This is a genomic window from Sphingomonas trueperi (assembly GCF_011927635.1).
Classification (GTDB): Bacteria; Pseudomonadota; Alphaproteobacteria; order Sphingomonadales; family Sphingomonadaceae; genus Sphingomonas; species Sphingomonas trueperi.
The window spans coordinates 1-18953 of sequence record NZ_JAATJB010000009.1; the positions used below are offsets into that span (position 1 = coordinate 1).

Annotated in this window: 12 protein-coding genes and 2 pseudogenes; 11 read left to right on the forward strand and 3 right to left on the reverse strand. The window is 67.9% G+C overall.

Going from position 1 to position 18953, the window contains the following annotated elements; genetic code table 11:
• The 6 genes and pseudogenes from GGR89_RS14060 to GGR89_RS14085 form a co-directional block, all read left to right on the forward strand.
• Positions 1–189, forward strand: a pseudogene (locus tag GGR89_RS14060) (chemotaxis protein CheW); the annotation flags it as partial.
• Positions 190–346: 157 nt separating this feature from the next.
• Entirely contained in the window at positions 347–2389 is a 2043-nt protein-coding gene (locus GGR89_RS14065) for a methyl-accepting chemotaxis protein (RefSeq protein WP_241213440.1), read from the forward strand.
• Positions 2386–2868 carry a chemotaxis protein CheW gene (locus GGR89_RS14070; RefSeq protein WP_125978187.1) on the forward strand — a complete coding sequence of 161 codons (483 nt, stop codon included), beginning with the start codon at positions 2386–2388 and terminating at the stop codon, positions 2866–2868. The genes GGR89_RS14065 and GGR89_RS14070 overlap by 4 nt, the downstream gene beginning before the upstream one ends.
• 19 nt (positions 2869–2887) lie before the next feature.
• Positions 2888–3748 carry a CheR family methyltransferase gene (locus GGR89_RS14075; protein WP_125978189.1) on the forward strand — a complete coding sequence of 287 codons (861 nt, stop codon included), beginning with the start codon at positions 2888–2890 and terminating at the stop codon, positions 3746–3748.
• The gene (locus GGR89_RS14080) at positions 3745–4830 is read left to right on the forward strand and encodes a protein-glutamate methylesterase/protein-glutamine glutaminase (protein WP_125978191.1); all 1086 of its coding nucleotides are present in this window, start codon (positions 3745–3747) and stop codon (positions 4828–4830) included. The genes GGR89_RS14075 and GGR89_RS14080 overlap by 4 nt, the downstream gene beginning before the upstream one ends.
• A gap of 21 nt (positions 4831–4851) precedes the next feature.
• Positions 4852–6585: a hypothetical protein gene (locus GGR89_RS14085; RefSeq protein WP_241218082.1), complete on the forward strand. Its 1734-nt coding sequence runs from the start codon at positions 4852–4854 to the stop codon at positions 6583–6585.
• A 59-nt stretch (positions 6586–6644) separates the two neighbouring features.
• Here GGR89_RS14085 and GGR89_RS22330 read toward each other — a convergent pair.
• From GGR89_RS22330 to GGR89_RS14095, 3 genes and pseudogenes are all read right to left on the reverse strand, one after another.
• Positions 6645–6878, reverse strand: a pseudogene (locus GGR89_RS22330) (Hpt domain-containing protein); the annotation flags it as partial.
• A gap of 125 nt (positions 6879–7003) precedes the next feature.
• A complete protein-coding gene (locus GGR89_RS14090; RefSeq protein WP_164521780.1) occupies positions 7004–9892 on the reverse strand; it encodes a TonB-dependent receptor in 2889 nt (962 codons plus the stop codon).
• A 389-nt stretch (positions 9893–10281) separates the two neighbouring features.
• Positions 10282–11874, reverse strand: a complete 1593-nt coding sequence (locus GGR89_RS14095) for a hypothetical protein (protein WP_125978197.1) — start codon at positions 11872–11874, stop codon at positions 10282–10284.
• Between the two features lie 644 nt (positions 11875–12518).
• Here GGR89_RS14095 and GGR89_RS14100 point away from each other — a divergent pair.
• The 5 genes from GGR89_RS14100 to GGR89_RS14120 all read left to right on the forward strand — a co-directional run bounded on the left by GGR89_RS14100 (position 12519) and on the right by GGR89_RS14120 (position 18926).
• Positions 12519–14165 carry an MFS transporter gene (locus GGR89_RS14100; protein WP_209092266.1) on the forward strand — a complete coding sequence of 549 codons (1647 nt, stop codon included), beginning with the start codon at positions 12519–12521 and terminating at the stop codon, positions 14163–14165.
• Positions 14162–15262: an HlyD family secretion protein gene (locus tag GGR89_RS14105; protein WP_125978199.1), complete on the forward strand. Its 1101-nt coding sequence runs from the start codon at positions 14162–14164 to the stop codon at positions 15260–15262. Before GGR89_RS14100 ends, GGR89_RS14105 begins: the two co-directional genes overlap by 4 nt.
• Positions 15259–16722: an efflux transporter outer membrane subunit gene (locus tag GGR89_RS14110; protein ID WP_167712984.1), complete on the forward strand. Its 1464-nt coding sequence runs from the start codon at positions 15259–15261 to the stop codon at positions 16720–16722. Before GGR89_RS14105 ends, GGR89_RS14110 begins: the two co-directional genes overlap by 4 nt.
• 12 nt (positions 16723–16734) lie before the next feature.
• Entirely contained in the window at positions 16735–18444 is a 1710-nt protein-coding gene (locus GGR89_RS14115; protein WP_206434330.1) for a glutamate--tRNA ligase, read from the forward strand.
• Positions 18445–18521: 77 nt separating this feature from the next.
• A complete protein-coding gene (locus GGR89_RS14120) occupies positions 18522–18926 on the forward strand; it encodes a DUF2946 family protein (protein WP_241213442.1) in 405 nt (134 codons plus the stop codon).
• Positions 18927–18953: the final 27 nt, after the last annotated feature.

The window sequence follows — 18953 nt, forward strand, 5'->3', positions numbered from 1 at the left end:
GACAAGGTCCACGAGGTCGCGACGCTTGCCGAGAGCGCGAGCGAGGAGCCCCCCGCCGTCGGCATGCGCTGGCGCCGCCAGTTCGTCCGCACCCTGGTCCGCCGCGACGACGGCGTCGTCGTCCTCCCCGACCTCCACGCCATCTTCGCCGCGTTCATCGGCAAGGCAACCGCTGGAGTCGGCGCATGAGCCGCAGTCGCATTCCGCTGCCGATGCCGTGTTCGGCCCACGGCGCCGATGTCGTGCGTCCGGCTGCAGCTCGCCTGAGAATTCACGCCGAAGCTGGATGATCCGCGTTCGCGATGATCCAAAATTTACGTCGAACAGCAGTGACGAGAGGATGTTTATGTCGATCAATATTCTTGGCGGCGTGGCGGGCAACACCGTTTTGGCGGAGCTCGCGCGCGTGGAAAGCGCGATGGCGCGCGGCGATATCAGCGAGCGGGCCGATCCCTCGCTCACGAAAGGCCAGACGCGCGAGATCCTCGTCGCGATCAACGGCCTGCTCGACAGGGCCGTGCGGCCGGTGAGTGCGTTCAACGAACGTGTCGCGGAGATGCAGGCCGAGCACGACCGCGGCGATATCGACGTGATGCTGCCCATTGACGAGTTTCACGGCAGCTTCGCCACGATCGCAAAGCGCGTAAATGCGCTGGTCGCCAGTCACATCGCCGTGAAGAAGAAGGCTATGGCCTGTGTCGAGGCGTTCGGGCGGGGCGATTTCGAAGCGAAGCTGGAGCAGTTGCCAGGCAAGAAGGCGTTCATCAACGATACCATCGAGACGCTGCGCTCCAATCTCAAGGGCATCCTCAGCGAGATGCAGCAGATGTACTCGGAGCACGAGAAGGGCGACATCGACGTCATCCTTTCCGTGAACAAGTTCCCGGGTGACTTCGCCGCGATGGCGAAGGGCGTGAACGAGATGGTCGCCGCCCACATTGCCGTGAAGAAGAAGGCGATGGCGTGCATCAAGGAATTCGGCGAAGGCAATTTCGACGCGCCGCTCGATCAGTTTCCGGGCAAGAAGGCCTTCATCAACGACACGGTCGAGACGCTCCGGAAGAACCTGCGCGAGATCACCGCGGAAGTACAGCGGCTGATCGCTGCCTCCACCGCCGGCCAGCTCAATGAGCGCGGCAACGAGAAGCGCTTCGTCGGCGACTTCGCGTCGCTGATTTCGGGCATCAACGGCATGCTCGACGCGATCATGATCCCGATCACCGAAGGTAATCGCGTACTCGGCCTGGTCAGTTCGGGCGACTTGCGCGAGCGGGTCGACATGGCCTGCGAGGGCGACCACCGCCGTATGCGCGACGCGATCAACTTGCTGATCGACAATCTCCGGCTCACCGCCGACCTGGCCAACAAGATCGCGGAGGGCAACCTCACGATCACGCACAAGCCGCTGTGCGACAACGACATGCTCGGCACCTCGCTGGTCCGCATGATCGACCGGCTGCGCGTGATTATCGCCGATACCCGCACTTCGGCCGAACAGGTCGCCTCCGGCAGCCAGGAACTCTCGGCCAGCTCCGAACAGCTGTCGCAGGGCGCCACCGAACAGGCCGCGGCGACCGAGGAAGTCTCCGCCTCGATGGAGCAAATGGCGGCGAACATCCGCCAGAACACCGAAAATGCCGCGCAGACCGAGAAGATGGCTCGCCAGTCGGCGCTCTCCGCCGAAAGCAGCGGCGAGGCAGTCGAACGCGCGGTCGGCGCCATGCGCACGATTGCCGAGAAGATCGGCATCGTCCAGGAAATCGCCCGGCAGACGGATCTGCTCGCGCTCAACGCCGCGGTGGAAGCCGCCCGTGCCGGCGAACATGGTCGTGGCTTTGCGGTGGTTGCCTCGGAGGTGCGCAAGCTGGCCGAGCGCAGCCAGGGTGCCGCCGCCGAGATCAGCTCGGTCTCGTCCGAAACGGTCAAGGCCGCGGTCGAAGCCGGCGAGATGCTGCGCAAGCTGGTGCCGGACATCCGCCGCACCGCCGAACTGGTCAGCGAGATCAGCGCCGCCTGCCGCGAGCAGGACATCGGTGCGGTGCAGATCAACAAGGCGATCCAGCAGCTCGACCAAGTGACCCAGCAGAATGCCGGCGCCTCGGAGGAAATCTCGGCGACCTCGGTCGAGCTCGCCGCCCAGGCGGACGAGTTGCAGGCCAGCATTGCCTATTTCCAGCTGCAGGGCGGCAGCCACCGCGACGTGCCCAAGGCAGCGCGCAGCCGCGCCGCCGAAGCGCCGCGCAGCCGGGCCGCCGCCAAGGCGCCCAAGGCCGCGCCACGCGGCCCGTCGGTCGCGGAGCAGCAGGCGCGCGCGCACGGGTTCGCACTCGACCTCCACAGCGGCGGCCCCGATGCGGACGACTCCGATTTCGGAGTGCAGGCAGCATGAGCAGCGGCGGCGAGCTGCAGATCGTCACCTTTGGCCTGGGGGCGGAAGTGTTCGCGGTGCCGGTCTCGCTCGTCCGCGAGATCCTCGACTATCGCGAAACCTTCCGCCTGCCCAACGGCCCCGATTATCTGCTGGGCCTCACCGACATGCGCGGGCAGGGCGTGACCACGGTGGACCTGCGCCTCCGCCTCGGCCTGCCCGCCAGCGCGCCGACGCCCAGCACGCGGATCCTCGTGGTCGACGTGCCGATCGGCGACCGGGTACTGATGCTCGGGCTGGTCGTCGACCGGGTGCTCGAAGTGTGCAGCGTCGCTACCGATCAGCTGGAGGCGGCCCCTGATATCGGAGTCCACTGGCCGTCCGACTATATCGGCGGCGTCTTCCGGCGCGCCGAAGGCTTCGTCGTGCTGGTCGAAATGGGCCGGATCTTCTCGCCCGACGAAGCCGGAGTGCTCGATCGCCCGGCCGCGGCGGCCTGATCCCGCCGGTGCTCGCTGCATGACCGCCGCCCAGGCCCTTGTCGCCGCCCGCGCCGACACGCTGAGCGCGCGCAACTTCGCGCGGCTGGCCCAGTATGTCTATGAGGTCACCGGGATCAAGCTGGCCGACCCCAAGAAGACGATGGTGGAGGGGCGGCTGCGGCGGCGGCTGCACGCAGTGGGGATCGATACGCTCGACGCCTATTGCGACGCGCTGTTCGCGGGCGCGCTCACCGCGACGGAAACTCCGCTGCTGATCAACGCCGTCACCACCAACAAGACCGACTTCTTCCGCGAGCCCGCCCATTTCGATTTTCTGCTGGAGACGGCGCTGCCGGCGCTGTTGGAGCAGGGCGTTCGCTCGCTGCGGGGTTGGAGTGCCGCTTGCTCGGTCGGGGCCGAGCCCTATACGCTGGCAATGGTGCTCGACGATCATGCCGCGCGCTATGGCGGCTTCGACTTCGGCATCCTGGCGACCGACATAGACACCGACGTGCTCGCCACCGCGCGCAAGGGCATCTATCCGGCGGACATGCTGGCGCCGGTGCCGGCGGCGCTGCAACGCGCTTATGTTCGCCTTCCCAAGGATCGCCGTCGCCGCGAGGTGCGGATCGCCCCGGAGCTGCGCAGCGCGGTTGGCTTCGCCCGCTTGAACCTGATGGACCAAAGCTATCCGGTCGGCGAGCCGATGCACCTGATTTTCTGTCGTAACGTATTGATCTATTTTGACAAGCCAACGCAGCGCGCCGTCCTGACCCGGCTGCTCGATTGCCTGGCGCCGAACGGATACCTGTTCCTCGGCCATTCGGAATCCATCCACGGCATGGGCCTGCCGCTCACGCCGGTGGGCAGCACCGTGTTTCAGAGGAAGCAGGCATGACCGGCGGCAAGATCCGCGTGCTGATCGTCGACGATTCGGCGAGTGTACGCCAGACCATGGCTTCGATCCTGAGCGAGGATCCGGCGATCGAGGTGATCGGCACCGCGGCGGATCCGTTCAGCGCGGCGCGGCGCATCCAGGAAGCGGTGCCCGACGTCATCACGCTCGACGTCGAAATGCCGCGGATGGACGGCATCACCTTCCTCAAGAAGCTGATGTCGCAATGCCCCATCCCGGTGGTAATGTGCTCGTCGCTGACCGAGGAGGGCTCGGAAACGCTGCTCCAGGCAATGGAGGCGGGTGCGGTCGACGTGATCCTCAAGCCGCGCTACGGCGTGGCCGATCACCTGGCCGAGCATCATCTCCAGATCCGCGACGTGGTGAAGGCGGCGGCGCGCGCCAGGGTGCGCGGTCGCGCCGCGGTGCCGACGTTGCGCAGCGAGGCGCCGCCCAAGAAGCTCACCGCCGACGCCATGCTGCCGCCGCCCGACAACCGGCCGATGAGCCGCACGACCGAGATGGTGGTGTGCATCGGCGCGTCGACCGGCGGCACCGAGGCGTTGCGCGAGGTGCTGGAGGCGCTGCCCTCCAACTCGCCCGGCATCGTCATCGTCCAGCACATGCCCGAACATTTCACCCGCGCCTTCTCGCAGCGGCTGGACAGCCTCTGTGAGGTCGACGTCAAGGAGGCGGCGAACGGCGATCCGGTGTTGCGCGGCCAGGTGCTGATCGCGCCGGGCGGCAAGCATCTGATGCTCGATCGCCAGGGCTCGCGCTACTATGTCTCTGTCCGCGACGGGCCGCTGGTCTCGCGACACCGCCCCTCGGTCGACGTACTGTTCCGCTCGGCGGCGCGCGCGGCGGGATCGAACGCGGTCGGCATCATCATGACCGGCATGGGCGACGACGGTGCGCGCGGGCTGCTCGAGATGCGCCAGGCCGGCGCCCGCACCTTCGCGCAGGACGAGGCGACCTCAGTCGTGTTCGGCATGCCCAAGGAAGCGATCGCACGCGATGCGGCCGAGCGGGTCATCCCGCTCGGTAACATCGCCAGCGAACTGCTCGCGGTGGCCAATCGATAAGCGTCGGGAAAGGAGCCTAACGTGTACGTCGGCGACACTCCCGAACCCGATCCCGGCGCCGAGCTGTCGCTGCCCGCGATCGAGGCGAGCATCACCCGCATCGCTGCGGGGCTCGATGCCCGGTTCGTCACGGCCGGCGAAGCGCTGGCCCAGGCGCATGTCATCGTCGAGCAGCTGGTGGCGGAGCTGGAGAGCGTCCTCAACGCGCTGGGCCGTGACGCCGCAGAAGCCGCAATCGCCAACATGCAGGCGACGGCCGACCGGCTGGAACGGCTACCGCAAGTCCAGGCAGCGCGGCGCGAGGGGCTGGAGCGGATCGCCAAGGGCGCGCAGCCGCTCCGCCATCAACTCGGCCAGGTGATGCGCACGCTCGACTTCCTGCGCATCTGCGGGCTGAATATCCGCGTTGCCGCCGCCGGTCAGAACGGCTTTTCCGCCTTCGCCGATACAATGTCCGAGAGACTCGATCTGGGCGAACGCGAGATCGCGGGCATCGGCGACGACATCGAGCAACTGACCGCCAGCATCCCGGCGTTGCTCGAGGTCGACAGCCAGCTGGGCGAGGAGTGTGCGCGGGTGATCCCGCAGGTGCCGCGCAAGCTCGCCGCCGATGCCGCCGCGCTCCAGCGCCACCAGGTGGAGGATGCCGGCCGCGCGGCGCGGATCGCCGACGTCGCGCGCGACATCCGCACCAAGGTAGGCGGCGCGATCGGTGCCATGCAGATCGGGGACATCACCCGCCAGCGGCTCGAACATATCGCCCTGGGCCTGCGCGCGGTGATCGACCTGCGCCAGCAGGGGGATCCCGCCGATCCAGCCCCGGTGCTGCTCGCCAGCGGCCATGTCCTTGCCCTTCTCGCGGCGCAGGCGGCCGATGCGATTGCCGATTTCCACCGCGATTCGCTGCGGCTTGCGGAAAATCTGACCGGCATCGCGCCCAGCACCGCCGCGCTGCTCGAGATCAAGGCGGAAGGCGCGAAGGCGCAGGCCGGCGACGACAAGGCTGCCTTTCTCGCCGCGCTCGAGCAGAGTGTGGCAGACGTGCGCGCGGTGACCACCAAGCTGCGCGACGCCGATGCCCGCGCCCAGCGCCTCGGCGCGTCCACTTCGGCGAGTGCGGAGCGGCTGGCGGCGCGCCTGCGGATCGTCCACCGCGTCAACGAAGACGTGCATCTCATGGCATGGAACACCGATCTGCGCTGCTATCGCCTGGGCGACGAGGGTAAGGCGCTGGCGATGGTCGCGTCCGAGATTCGCGGTTTCGCGACCACCCTGGCGACCGTGTCGGGCGGGATCCGCGCGTCGGTCGAGACGCTGGTCGCAGCGGTATCCGCCCTGCGTGACCCGGATGCGGTGCCGGGGGTGGATCCTGCGGAAGCGCTCGCCGCGTCGCTCGCCTGCATCCACGACGGTGCCGTTCGGATGCGCGCGGGCATGGATGGGCTGGAGGCGCACGCGGCTTCGGTCACCGGCATCATCGACACGACGAGCCGCACGATCGACTGCGAAGCCGACTTTGGCGCACTTCTGCGCCAGGCTGCCGAGCAGCTCGCCCTGCTGGGCGTGCCGTGCGACATGCCCGACGAAGCGACGGCGGCGCTGCTTGCTCCGCTGCTCGACCAACTCGCCCGCGCCTACACGATGGCGAGCGAGCGACAGGTGCACCAGCGCTTCGCCATCACGCCGCCGGACGGCGTGCCGCCGTCGCCAGACAAGGATGGCCGGGACGATGACGATGACGATGGACTATTTTGACCAGGCGGGGAGCCGGGGAGGTAGCGCACTGACATCGTCACGTACCCACCCGTCCGCAGCCGGGTTTCCAACGCTTCCGCCGGGGCACCGAGGCGGGTGACGCCCACGATCCGGCCTGCGCTCTTGATCGTGTGCGCCGGCAGGATGGCCGCCTCGAACTCCCCGGCGATCGGCGCGTCGCCCAGCGACTTCAGATGTTTCGTGCGGTCGCTGCGGCAAATCTCCAGCAGCGCCTCGAAGCCGCTGACGGCGTTCCGGGTCTCGTCGAAGATGTTCTGGTCGAACGGCAACACGCGTGGGAGGCATTCGCGTCCGGCCGTCGCGGCGGGGCAGCCAAGGGTTTAAACTTGGGTTCCGGCCGGGCCACGGCCGGTACCGGGGGCGGACATGCGCGGCGGCGGGTGCCGCCGCCGCCGTCTCAAAGCTTGATGCGCACGCCGAAATTGTAGCGCGCGCCGGTCTCCTGCTGGAGCAGATAGCGCTCCTCGATGGCCGACCATTCGTCGATCAACGTGTTCGTCACGTTCACGCCCTGGAGATAGACCTGGAAGTTGGGCGTGAGATCGTAGGACAGGTTGAAATCGAGCTGCCCGTAGGACGAGCGGTTGCGCGGGCGGGACTGGCTGTCGCGGCAATTGCGCAGATAGTCCGAGCGCCAATTGTACGAGACCCGCGCCGAGATGCCGTATTTTTCGTAGAACACGCTGCCGTTCGCCGAATGCGGCGACAGGCCGTTATAGCCGCAGGAGAAATCGCTCAGCGTCTGGTCGCGCTTGGCGCTGCTGGCGACATAGGTGTAGTTGCCGGTCACCCCGAAGCCGCCGACGAAGCCGCCCAGCGCATCCAGCGAATATTGCGCGCCGACCTCGATGCCCTTGATCGTCCCGGTCTGGCCATTGCGCGTGCGGGTGTCCTGATAGGTCCTGCCGAAACGCGAAACCGGCAGCGTTTGCAGTTCGAGGAAGTCGGACAGGTCCTTGTAGAAGCCGCCGACGCTGATGTAGCTGACCCGCGACAGATACCATTCGAGCGACAGATCATAGTTGGTCGAGCGGAACGGCAGCAGATTGGGATTGCCGCCCGACGACAGCGGCACCGCGATGCGGCCGCCATAGTCGTTGTTGACGCCCAGGTCGGTCAGCGTCGGCCGGGTGATCGTCTGCGAGAAGGCGGCGCGTGCGATCAGCTTCTCGGTCAGGCTGTACTTGATGTTGGCGGAGGGGAGGGCGTTGACGTAGCTGCTGCGCACCGCGATCGCGGTCGCGGGGCCATAGGTATATTGCAGCGTGTCGTCGCCGGGCGTGTTGTTGATGCTCGTCACCGGCGTGTCGAAGCCTGAGGACAGCACCTGGGTGCGGATCACGCGCACGCCGGCATTGCCGGTCCAGCGATCGTTGCCGAACTGCATGCTGATATAGCCGGCAGTGAGCCGCTCGCGCACGTTGACGGTGCCGCGCAACTGCTCGCGCACGCCGAAGGGGCCGCCGTCGAGCGCCTGCACCTGCGCTGCGAACGCCGCCTGCTGCGCCGGAGTGCGGCCGTTGGACGGGATGGCGAGCGTGGCGGGATCGTTCAGATAGGCGAGGAAAGCCTGCGGATCGACCTCGAACATCGATGGCGGGATATTCTGTCCGCCGCCGAGCAGGTCGCTCCACTGGTAGGGCTTCAGCAGACCCTGCGCGATCGGCACCTGATAGCCGCAATAGGTGCAGCTCGTATCGCTGTTGTTGAACGAGCGGTTGATCTTGCGCCGCTCGGTATAGGACAGGCCGACCATGACGTTGCGCAGGATCGAGTCGTCGACGTCGAACTTCGTGTCGAAATGATATTCCGATCCGCGATCGCGCGAGCGGTTGGCGTCGATGCCCATATAGTGCAGGCGCATCAAATCGGCATTGTTGATGATGTTGTTGTCGTACGAGATCGACGGGATGCCGTTGCCGCCGTCCAGCTTGAAATCGTAATTGTACGGCAGCAGCGCGCCATAGACGAGATAGGCGTTGGGCGAGCGCCGATTGGCGCCGGTGGTGGAGGCATCGAAGCGCAGTTCGATGTTGTCCGCCGGGTTCCACTTGAGGTTGGCGCCGATCTGATAGCTGTCCGATTTGCGGTTGGTCGTGTTGTAGACGTGGTCGACCTTGGCGTTGACGCCGTTGTTGGTCAGGTCCGGGTTCGCGGCCAGGAACTGCGGATTCTGGGCGATGAAGTCGCGCCCCAGCATGGTCAGGCTGGTGGCGGTGTTGGTGCCGTCGAAGGTCGGCTGGAAATAGGGCGCGGCCATGAAGTTGTCGAGGCGACGCGTTACGCCGGAGATGTTGAAGCGCGAGTAGATGCCGTCGACGGTGATCTCGAGGGTGTCGCTGGGCTTGAACTGGACTGCGCCGGAGACGTTGATCCGCTCGCGTTCCTCCTGCGCGCGCTGATAGTAGAGGCTCTGCGGCAGGTTGGCGTTGCCGGTGACCGGGTAGCGCGGGTCGCTGCCGGTGATCATCGTCGGCACGCCGCCGATCGACTGCACGATGTTCGGGCGACCGTTGATCCAGCCGTCGATGGCGATCGTGTCCGTCTGGCTCTTGCGCTTGGTGTACGAGCCCGCGAGCAGTACGCCGAAGGTCTTGTCCGGGTTGGCGTAGGAGACGGTCGCAGCAAGGTCCGGCGAGACATTCTTGCGCGAGCGATCATAGATGCCGCCGATCTGCGCGGCGGCCTGGAAGCCGCCGGGGCCCTTGAGCGGTCGGGCCGTCACGATATTGACCGTCGCGCCGATGCCGCCTTCCTGCAGCTCGGGCACGCTCGATTTGAAGACATCGGTGCGCTGGATCATGTTCGACGAGAGGACGTCGAACGAGAATTCCCGGCCGGCATTGTCGGTCGCCATGACGCGACCATTGACCAGTACGGTATTGAACTCGGGGCCGAGGCCGCGAACCGTGATGAACTGGCCTTCGCCGCCCGAACGGTCGATCGCCACGCCGGTAATGCGCTGGAGCGATTCGGCAATATTTGCATCCGGGAACTTGCCGACATCCACCGCACTGATGGAGTCGACGATCTGGTTGGCCTCCCGCTTCACCTGCGCGGAGGAACTGAGGCTGGCGCGGATGCCGGTGACGACGATCTCGTCGCGAGTGTCGGTGGTGCCATCCGGGGCGGAGGCGGCGCTATCCTGTCCCACCGCGGCCGACGGCGGCGTCTGGTTCTGCGCCCCCCGTGCGGCGAGAATCGGGGCCGATCCGGTCTGCGCGAACGCGGGGGCCCCCGACAGCACGCTGCCGAGCAGCAGGCATAGTTTTAGCGACGTTGACATGACGCGTTCCTCTCCCATTTGAAACATCACCGCTCGTTGGCGGAAATTATTTTGCTTTTTCAAACTATGAGAAAAACAAGTTGAGATATCAAGGCGAGAATGTAACCGGTTAAATTGTGAGCGCTAACATGAAGCGGTGGCCGATCAGGGGCTTCTGTTCTGGCGGAGAACCTGTGGGCGTGGCGCGTCAACGATGAATTGCCACGGTACGACCGAGATCCCATCCTGCCGCTGCACCGCGCGATGCACCGCGCGATGCACCGCGCGATCCAGCCCGGCCGTCTACTTCCAATAGCGGCGGACGCGACCTGCGAAATCGGAACAGCTTCCGCCACCAAGGTACCGATCCCCCGCTACGCGGCTCCGGCGATCCGCGCGCCTGGCAGGGCTCACCGCCGTGGTCGGGGCGGTAAAGGCCGATCGATAGGCGAGGAGGTCGCGTTGAGCCGCGGCGGATAGGTGTGTGCCGGCGGCTGCAACGACGAAGCCGAATGGGAACTGGTCATCGTCGGAAGCGGGGGCAGGGCCTTGTCCCGTCCGAGAGGCGGCGGCGGCAAGGGCCGTCGTGCACGGCTGGCCTCCGCCAGTGTCGCCGACGGCAGTCGCGGTTCCGGTGGCTGCGCCAGCAATCCGTTGAAGCTCGCCTCGATGGCCTTCGCTTCGGCACTGATGTCCGTCGATGCGGCGTTCACGATCCCAAGCTCCTTGGCGAGCGCATGCGCATCCTTGAACAGGCTCATGAACTGCCGCATGAAACCCAGCGAAAATGCGGCGATGCCGCCACCGGATGGCTGGCCGCTCTGTGTCAGGCGAAGCGCGTCTTCCACCGCTCCGCTGCCGGCCGCGTGGGGAAGCGCCATTGCCGCATTATAGCTCGCCGCGCCTACACCCGCATTGGTCAACAGCGTGAGCGCGCGGTCCGCCAGGAGCACGGCTTTCTCGCGGGAATCCAGCGCCTTCAAGTCGCTGAACGCGCGTTCGACCGCCGCGATCTGCGCCATCTCGCGCTGACATTTCTGCCACGCCTCGGTGATGGTGAACGTGCCGCGCAACCCGTGCCTGCGGCCGGTGACGCCGAACTCGAGCAGCGCAGTGACCTTGTTGCGGAGCGCTACCAGCCGCGCGCCGGACGCCGTCTCTTCGCCATGGGCGTCGATATGGGCGTCGATTTCCTCGATCATGTCGTACAGCTTGCGCGCGAGACGTTCCGAATGCTCGCCGAGATGACCGACTTTGCCCTTATAGGCATTCAGCTCGGTCTTGATTCGGGCAAAGCCCGGTAGAAAGTCGTGCTGCCCCAGCGCCAGCATCTTGCCGATGGTGAGCGCGTGGGCGACCGCGCCCCCCAGCTGCACCGTTCGGCCGAGCGCAGGACTCTTCTGGTACATCTCGCGAAGCTTGCGGATCTCGAGGAGAACCCGCTCGCGACTCTCCTCGGCGGACCGGTAGGTCTCGGTGAACTTCTTGACGGCGTCGGTGAGGCCGCGAACGGTGCTGATCACCGCCAGCACGAGCGACGCGCCCCCGGTGGGCGGTGCGGCAGCAACGCCGGCCGCCAGGAAGATCAGCGTCAGGCCGACGCGCGCGACTTCCTTCTTGCTGTCGACCCGATATGCGTCCCATGCCGCAGATGTTTTGAGGCTTGCGGCGATCACGTCGTTCACGCGCCGTTGCAGGACGGGAAGCTCCGCGAGCATCAGGCGCTCGACCGCATTGCGTATGTTACCGCTCTCGACGGTGTGCGGGCCGACCATCGGCCCGATGCGCGTCAGCACGATCCGCCGAACTTCCTCCGCCAGAAGCAACTGCACCTGGTTGTTGAGTACCGGCCGCTGCAACAGTGCTTCGCGGACCGGGTCTGGCATGTTCGCGGACCATGTAAGCGGGATTGCGTCGAGCGAATCGTGGACAGCGCCGCCCCTCGCGGATCGCAGCATGCGGCCCAATGTGCTCTCGAACAGAATGACGGACTTGGTGGGCATGATCGTTCCTCGCCGAGCGAAAGGGAAGTACTGCGCGAATTGATCCCGCGCTATCAAATGTACGCGTTTCAACTCCGCGAAGCGTAATGCCGCGCTGGGAGGAAATTTGGTTACGGATGACATGGAGGATGCGTGCAAACGGCTCAGTTATACATTGCCGTAACCCGGTGTCGTGCATTGCATGCTATGCGTTACTTCGGACGGGCGGGGTTTCGGTTTCGCTTCCTGTGCGTTTCGGGGGCATTCAGCAAAATCCGCCAGCCTTTGCGGCGTGGGTTGGGGGGGGCTCTGCCGTCAGCGCCCGCCACAATCGCCCGGCGTTGAGGAAGGCCGCCAGGGTGCGCGTCGCCGGTCCGGCGCCCGTCGCGGCCGTGCCGGGACGACACCTCGTCTTCGGCCGAAGCCGGCGCGTCCGCAACGTGGCCCTCCGATGAAACCTTCTCCCGCCGCGCAGCCTTCGGTCGCGATGCAAACCCGGCGCTTTCCAAAGATTTGAGCGGCAACGCTGGCGTCGCCTTTTCCGGTTGGGGGGCGCTTCGGAACCACAGGGCAAACCCAGGGATAGCTTGGATCGCATGAGCGTCTCGCGGAGAGTGGCGGGGACGTGCTGACCGACCGTACCGGCGGCGCCATATGGGAGGGCCGTGCACATCATGGCGGAGCGCCGCTACATCTTCGCGCCGGAGGAGCGGCCGCTCTTTCCCGGCGCGCCCTATTCGCCGCGCCTGTCGAGCGGCGACCGCGTCGTCTATGCGATCTCGGGCGCGGTGCTGGCGCTGGCGAGCGGGCTCGGCAATGCGCTGATCACCACCAATCTCTACGTGATGGCCGGGAACATGGGCCTGTACGTGGCGGAGGCCAATCTGCTCCTCGCGGTGTTCGTCGCGTTCAACGCCACGGCCAATCTGCTGCTGGTCCGGGCGCGGATGCAGTTCGGCATCCCGGCCTGCCTGCACGCGATCCTCGGCACGCTGATCCTCGGCGAACTGATCGCGCTGTGTTTCCCCTCTACCGGCACGACGGTGCTCGCGCGGGCGATCAGCGGCGTCGCCTCGGGCGGGCTGACGACGATGGGGCTCTACAGCGTCTTCCAAGTTTTTCCCATCCGGATGCGGCCGATGGCAGTGGTCGTCGGCTTCAGCCTGCCGCAGCTCGCCATCCCGATCGCGCGGATGGTGCCGCTCGACCGCGTCGCGTCCGATCACTGGGCCGGCGTGCACGGGATCGAACTCGCGCTCGCGCTCGCCGCCTGGGCGCTGACGACGCTGCGGCCGCTGCCGCCCACCGATCGCAGCAAAGTATTCCAGCCGCTCGACGCCCTCACCATCACGCTGGCCATGGCCGGCATGCTGCTCGGCTGCACGGGCCTCGCCTTCGGCCGCTTCTATTGGTGGAGCGACGCGCCCTGGCTCGGCTGGATGTTCGCGGGCGCGCTGCTGCTGCTCGGGCTCGTCCTGCTGATCGAGGATCGCCGCGCACAGCCGCTGCTCCAGGTCCGCTGGTTTGGCACCGCCGACATCCTGCTGATCGCCGGCATTTCGCTCGTCGTGCGGATCGCGCTGACCGAGCAGACCTATGCGGCGGTGGGCCTGCTGGCGCTGGGCGGGCTGACCAACGACCAGATGCACGGGCTCTTCGCCGTGGTGCTGCTGGCGATGATCGGCGGCATCGCGCTGGCGGCGTGGCTGGCCCGGCCGGATCGGGCGCTGCCGATGATGCTGTGCTCGGCCCTGGTCATCGCGCTGGGAGCGTGGCTCGACACCCATTCGACCTCGGATACCCGCGCGACCCAGCTGATGGTGAGCCAGTCTCTGCTCGGCCTCGGCACCGTCCTCTTCCTCGGCCCGGCATTGCTGTTCGGCATCGGCCGCGTGCTCGAGCGCGGGCCGACGCACCTGGTGAGCTTCGTCGTGCTGTTCAGCACCACCCAGAATCTGGGCGGACTGGCCGGCGCGGCCTTGCTCGGCAGCCTCCAGATGATTCGGGCGCGGGTGCATGCCGAGATCCTGGCGGATGCCATGCCGCAGGGCGATCCGCTCGCCGCCCAGCGGATCGCGGCCGGGGCGGGGCAGCTCGCGCCGCTCCTTGCCGATCCCGGTGCCGCCGCCACGCAAGCGCGCGCGCGTCTCGGCACCGCGTTGCAGAACCAGGCGAACATCCTCGCCTTCAACGACACCTTCTGGGTGGTCACGCTGCTCGCGCTCGGGCTGGCGGCGTTCCTCGCCCTCGTCATCCTCCAACAGGAAATGCGGCGGCTGCGCGCCACGCCGCCCGCCGGAGGCGCCGCATGACCCAGCCGACTTCGCCGCCCGCCGCGCCCGCCGCCGCAGCCGAGACGGTGTGGCATCCGCCACGCCCGCGGCCGATCGTCACCGCGCTGTGTGCCCTCGCGCTGCTCGTCGCGATCGCTGCGATCCTGCAGATCTGGGGCATCGGGCCGCTGTCGGGCAGCGCGCAGAAGACCGACAATGCGCTGGTCCGCGGCCGCACCACGGTGATCGCGCCGCAGGTGAGCGGCTATGTCGCGCAGGTGCTGGTCCGCGACTATCAGCCCGTGAAGGCGGGGCAGGTGCTCGTCCTGATCGACGACGCGATCTACCGCGCGCGGGTGGCGCAGGCGCAGGCCAATCTCGACGCGCAGTTCGCCGCGCTCGCGAACAGCCGGCAGGCGCGATCGGCGCGTGCGGCGGACATCGCCGGGCAGGATGCCGCTGCAGCCGAGGCGGTGGCGCAGCTGGTCCGCGCCAAGGCGGACATGGCGCGCGCGCGCGATCTCGCGGTCGACGGCTCGATCTCGCTGCGCGAGCGCGACCAGGCGGCGGCGGCGCTTGCCCAGGCGGAAGCGGCGGTGCGCCGGGCGACCGCGGGCGGCCGGGTGGCGCTGGAGGATCTGCGCACCGTGGAGGTCGGGCGCGACGGCCTCGCCGCGCAGGTCGAAGCGGCGCGCGCCCAGCTCCGCCTCGCCGAGATAGACCTGCTCCACACCGTGATCCGCGCGCCCGAGGACGGGCAGCTCGGCGAGATCCATGTCCGCCGCGGCCAATATGTCACCAACGGCACCGCGCTGATGGAGCTGGTGCCCCCCGATCGCTGGATCATCGCGCTGTACAAGGAGGCGCAGACCAGCCGCATGCGCCCCGGTCAGCCGGTGCGCTTCCGGGTGGACGCGCTCGGGGGCGCGCATCTCACCGGGCATGTCGCCCGGATCGCCCCGGCCACCGGCTGGGAGTTCGCCGTGCTCAAGCCCGACAATGCGACCGGCAATTTCGTCAAGGTGCCGCAGCGGATCGGCATTCTGATCACGATCGATCCCGGCCAGGCGCTGGCGGCGCGGCTGCGGCCCGGCCTGTCGGTGGAAACGCGCGTCGAAACGGGAAGCGGCCGATGAAGCGCGCGGACGGCCTGGCAGCGCTGCTGTTGCTCCACGCCTGCGCGGGCCCGCAGCACCCGGCGCCCAGCGATGCGGCCGTCACGATCCCTGCGGGCTGGCGCGGCGGAGGCGGCGCGGGACCGGTTGCTGCGGATTGGTGGCGCGGCTTTCACGATCCCGCCCTCGACGCGCTGGTGGCGCGGGCGCTGGCCGGAAACCTGGACCTGCGGATCGCGGTCACGCGGATCGAGCGGGCCCGCGCGCAACTGCGCGGCACCGCCGCCGTCGCCCAGCCGAGCGCTGCGCTCGGCGCGACGGGGGGCACTTCGCGCAGCCTCAATCCGTTCGGGATCGGGGTCGATCAGCAGCGCGGGCAGGGCGAACTCGACCTGGCCTATGAGGTGGATCTGTTCGGCAGGCTCCGCCAGTCGACCCAGGCGGCGCGCGACGCGTGGCTCGCCAGCCAGGATGCCCGCGATGCGCTGCGCATCGTGCTGATCGCGACGGTGGTGGAAGCCTATCTCAACCTGCGTGCCGCCGATGCCCGGCTGGCGATCGTGCGGCAGACCGTCGAGGAGCGGCGCCAGGAGCGCGACCTGATCGGCCGTCGCTTCCATGCGGGCTATGCCTCCAGGCTGGAGGATCAGCAGGCGGAAGCGGCGCTGGAGGCGGCGGCGCGGCTGGTGCCCTCGACCTTGCTCGCGCGCACGGTGCAGGAAGATGCGCTGGCGCAACTGCTGGGCATCCCGCCGACCGACATCGTGTCTGCCGGCGAGGCGGTGGCGGGCGTCCCCGACGTACCGGCGGCGCTGCCTTCCGAGGTGGTCCGGCAGCGCCCGGACATCGCCGCGGCGGAGCGCCGGCTGGCGGCGGCGGACCATCGCCTCGCCGCGGCCCGCGCCGCGTTCCTGCCCCGGCTGCAGCTGGCGGGGAGCGCCGGCGGCGTGGCATCGACGGTGCTCGCCGATCCGGTGTCGCTGTTCGCGCTGGGCGGATCGGTGCTCGCCCCGCTTTTCCAGGGCGGTGCCTTGCGTGCGGGCCGCGACGCGGCGGCGGCGCGACGCGACGCGGCGGCCTATGCCTACAAGGCAGCGGTGCTCCAGGCGTTCCGCGAGGTGGAGGACGCGATGGCCTCGGTCCGCTACGTCACGGAGGAGACGGCGGCCGCGCAGCAGCAGGTGGCGGCGCTGGAGCAGGCCTATCGCGCCGCGCGTCGCCGCTATCAGGCGGGCTATGCCTCGTATCTCGAGCAGCTCGATGCCGAGCGTGCGCTGCTGGCGGGGCGGCTGGACGCATCGGATCTCCGGTTCCGGCGGCTGGCGGCGATCGCCGGGCTCAACCGAAGTATCGGCGGCGGATGGACGGAGGCGGGCGCGGGCGGGGAAGGGGGTACTTCCCGTCCGGCGGAGAAGGCGATAGGAGGCGTGTCGACGCCAGCCGCCCAGGCGATCGATCTGGCGACCCCACCGAATTCTTGAAAGTCTCCGCGCGTGTCATCGACCACCGATCCAACTTCCGAAACTGCGCTTCCCCTCGCGGTGCTGACCCCGTCGGCCACGCTGTCGATGGATGAGATCCACCAGCGCTATCCGGCGCGGTCGCTGCCCGAGGGCGCGCGCGTTACGCGATTCGGCCCGAGCCCGACCGGTTTCATTCATATCGGCGGCCTCTATGTGTCGCTGATCTCGGAGCGCACCGCGCACCAGTCGGGCGGGCTGTTTTACCTGCGCATCGAGGATACCGATCGCAAGCGCGAGGTGCCCGGCGCGGTCGAGCTGATCCTCGGTGCATTGAACGACTTCGGCATCGCGTTCGACGAGGGCCCCTCGCTGGCCGGCACCGAGACCGGCGCCTATGGCCCGTACCGCCAGAGCGAGCGCCAGGAACTCTACCAGAGCGTGGTGCGCGAGCTGCTCGTGCGCGGCCATGCCTATGCCTGCTTCGCCACGCCCGAGGAACTGGAGGCGATGCGCACCGAGCAGAATCTGCGCAAGATCCCGCCCGGCTATTATGGCAGCTGGGCGATCTGGCGGAACCGCAGCCTCGCGGACGTGCAGGCGGCGCTGGCCGAGGGCCGCAGCTTCGTCATTCGGCTCAAGGCCCCGGCGGCCGAGGGCAACGGCCGCGTCGAGCTGCCCGACCTGATCCGCGGCAAGCTCAACGTGCCGGCGAACAACCAGGACATCGTGCTGCTCAAGGCGGACGGGCTACCGACCTATCACCTCGCGCATGTGGTCGATGACCACCTGATGGGCACCACCGACGTCATCCGCGGCGACGAGTGGCTGTCGTCTTACCCGGTCCATGCCCAGCTGTTCGATCTGCTCGGCTGGCAGCGGCCGCGCTATGCGCATATCGCGCCGATCGAGAAGAATGTCGGGTCGTCGCGTCGCAAGCTCAGCAAGCGGCATGATCCGGAAGCTGCGGTCGAATGGTATTCGGTCGAAGGCTATCCGCGCCAGGCGGTAATCGAATATCTGCTCAACCTCGCCGACGGCAAGTTCGAGGACTGGCGCAAGGCCAACCCGACCGCGGATTCGGAGAGCTTCCCGCTGCAGGTGGAGCGCTTGAACCGCAGCGGCGCGCTGTTCGATCTGGTCAAGCTGTCGAGCATCAGCCGCGAGGTGATCGGTGCGATGACCGCGGCGCAGGTCTATGACGCGGCGCTGGCCTGGGCGCAGGTCCACGACCAGCCCTTCGCGGAGCGGCTCGCCGCGCATGCCGACTATGTCCGGGCGATCCTGAGCATTGAGCGCGGCGCGGCGCGGGCGCGCAAGGACATCGTCAAATGGTCCGACGTGCCGAGCGACACGGCCTATTTCTTCGATGATCTCTTCGTGCCGCGCGATGAGGCCAACCAGGCGCTTTGGGATGCGCTCGCGCCCGGCTTGGCGGCGATCCTGCGCGAAGTGGCGGAGGGCTTTGACCCGACGATCGATCGCGATGCGTGGCTGGAATGGGTCCGCGGCATCGGCGAGAAGCATGGCTATGCTGCCAACGGCAAGGCGTACAAGGCCGAGCCGGAGCGCTATCAGGGCCAGTTCAGCGCCATCGCGGGCGTGCTGCGCCTGGCGCTGGCCGGCAAGCCCAACACGCCCGATCTGTTCGAGGTGATGACGGTGATGGGGCCGGAGCGCGTGCGGGCACGCCTCTCCGCCGCTGCGGCATGGATCGAGGCCAGGGCGAGCGACCGGGGCTGACGCCCGTTCCCGCACGGACCACCAGGCCCATCTGGAAGCGTTCGACAAATCGTTCGCTACCGGATAGCTCGAGCCTCGTGTCCGTCCTGCGCCGCCTCCTGCTTGAGCATCGCCTGCTGTGCGGCTGCCTGATCGCGGCCGCGCTGCTGATGAAGGCGGTGCTGCCGGCCGGGTTCATGCCGATGCAGTCGGGCGGCACGATCGTGCTCGGTTTCTGCTCGGGATACGGGCCGAAGACGATGGCGGTGGCGATCCCGATGCGGGAAGATCGCTCGAGCCCCGACGAGCACCAGCCCAAGACCGAGATGCCGTGCGCCTTTGCCGGGCTCGCGATGCCGGGCCTCGCCGCGGTCGACCCGGCGCTGCTCGCGCTGGCGATCGCCTTCGTCCTCGAACGCGCGATCCGCACCGCGAGGGTCCTCCCTGCGATCGTCCGCGTCTATCTGCGTCCACCGCTGCGCGGGCCACCGCGCGCCGCCTGATCCCCCGTTGCCCTTTGATGCGTTCGC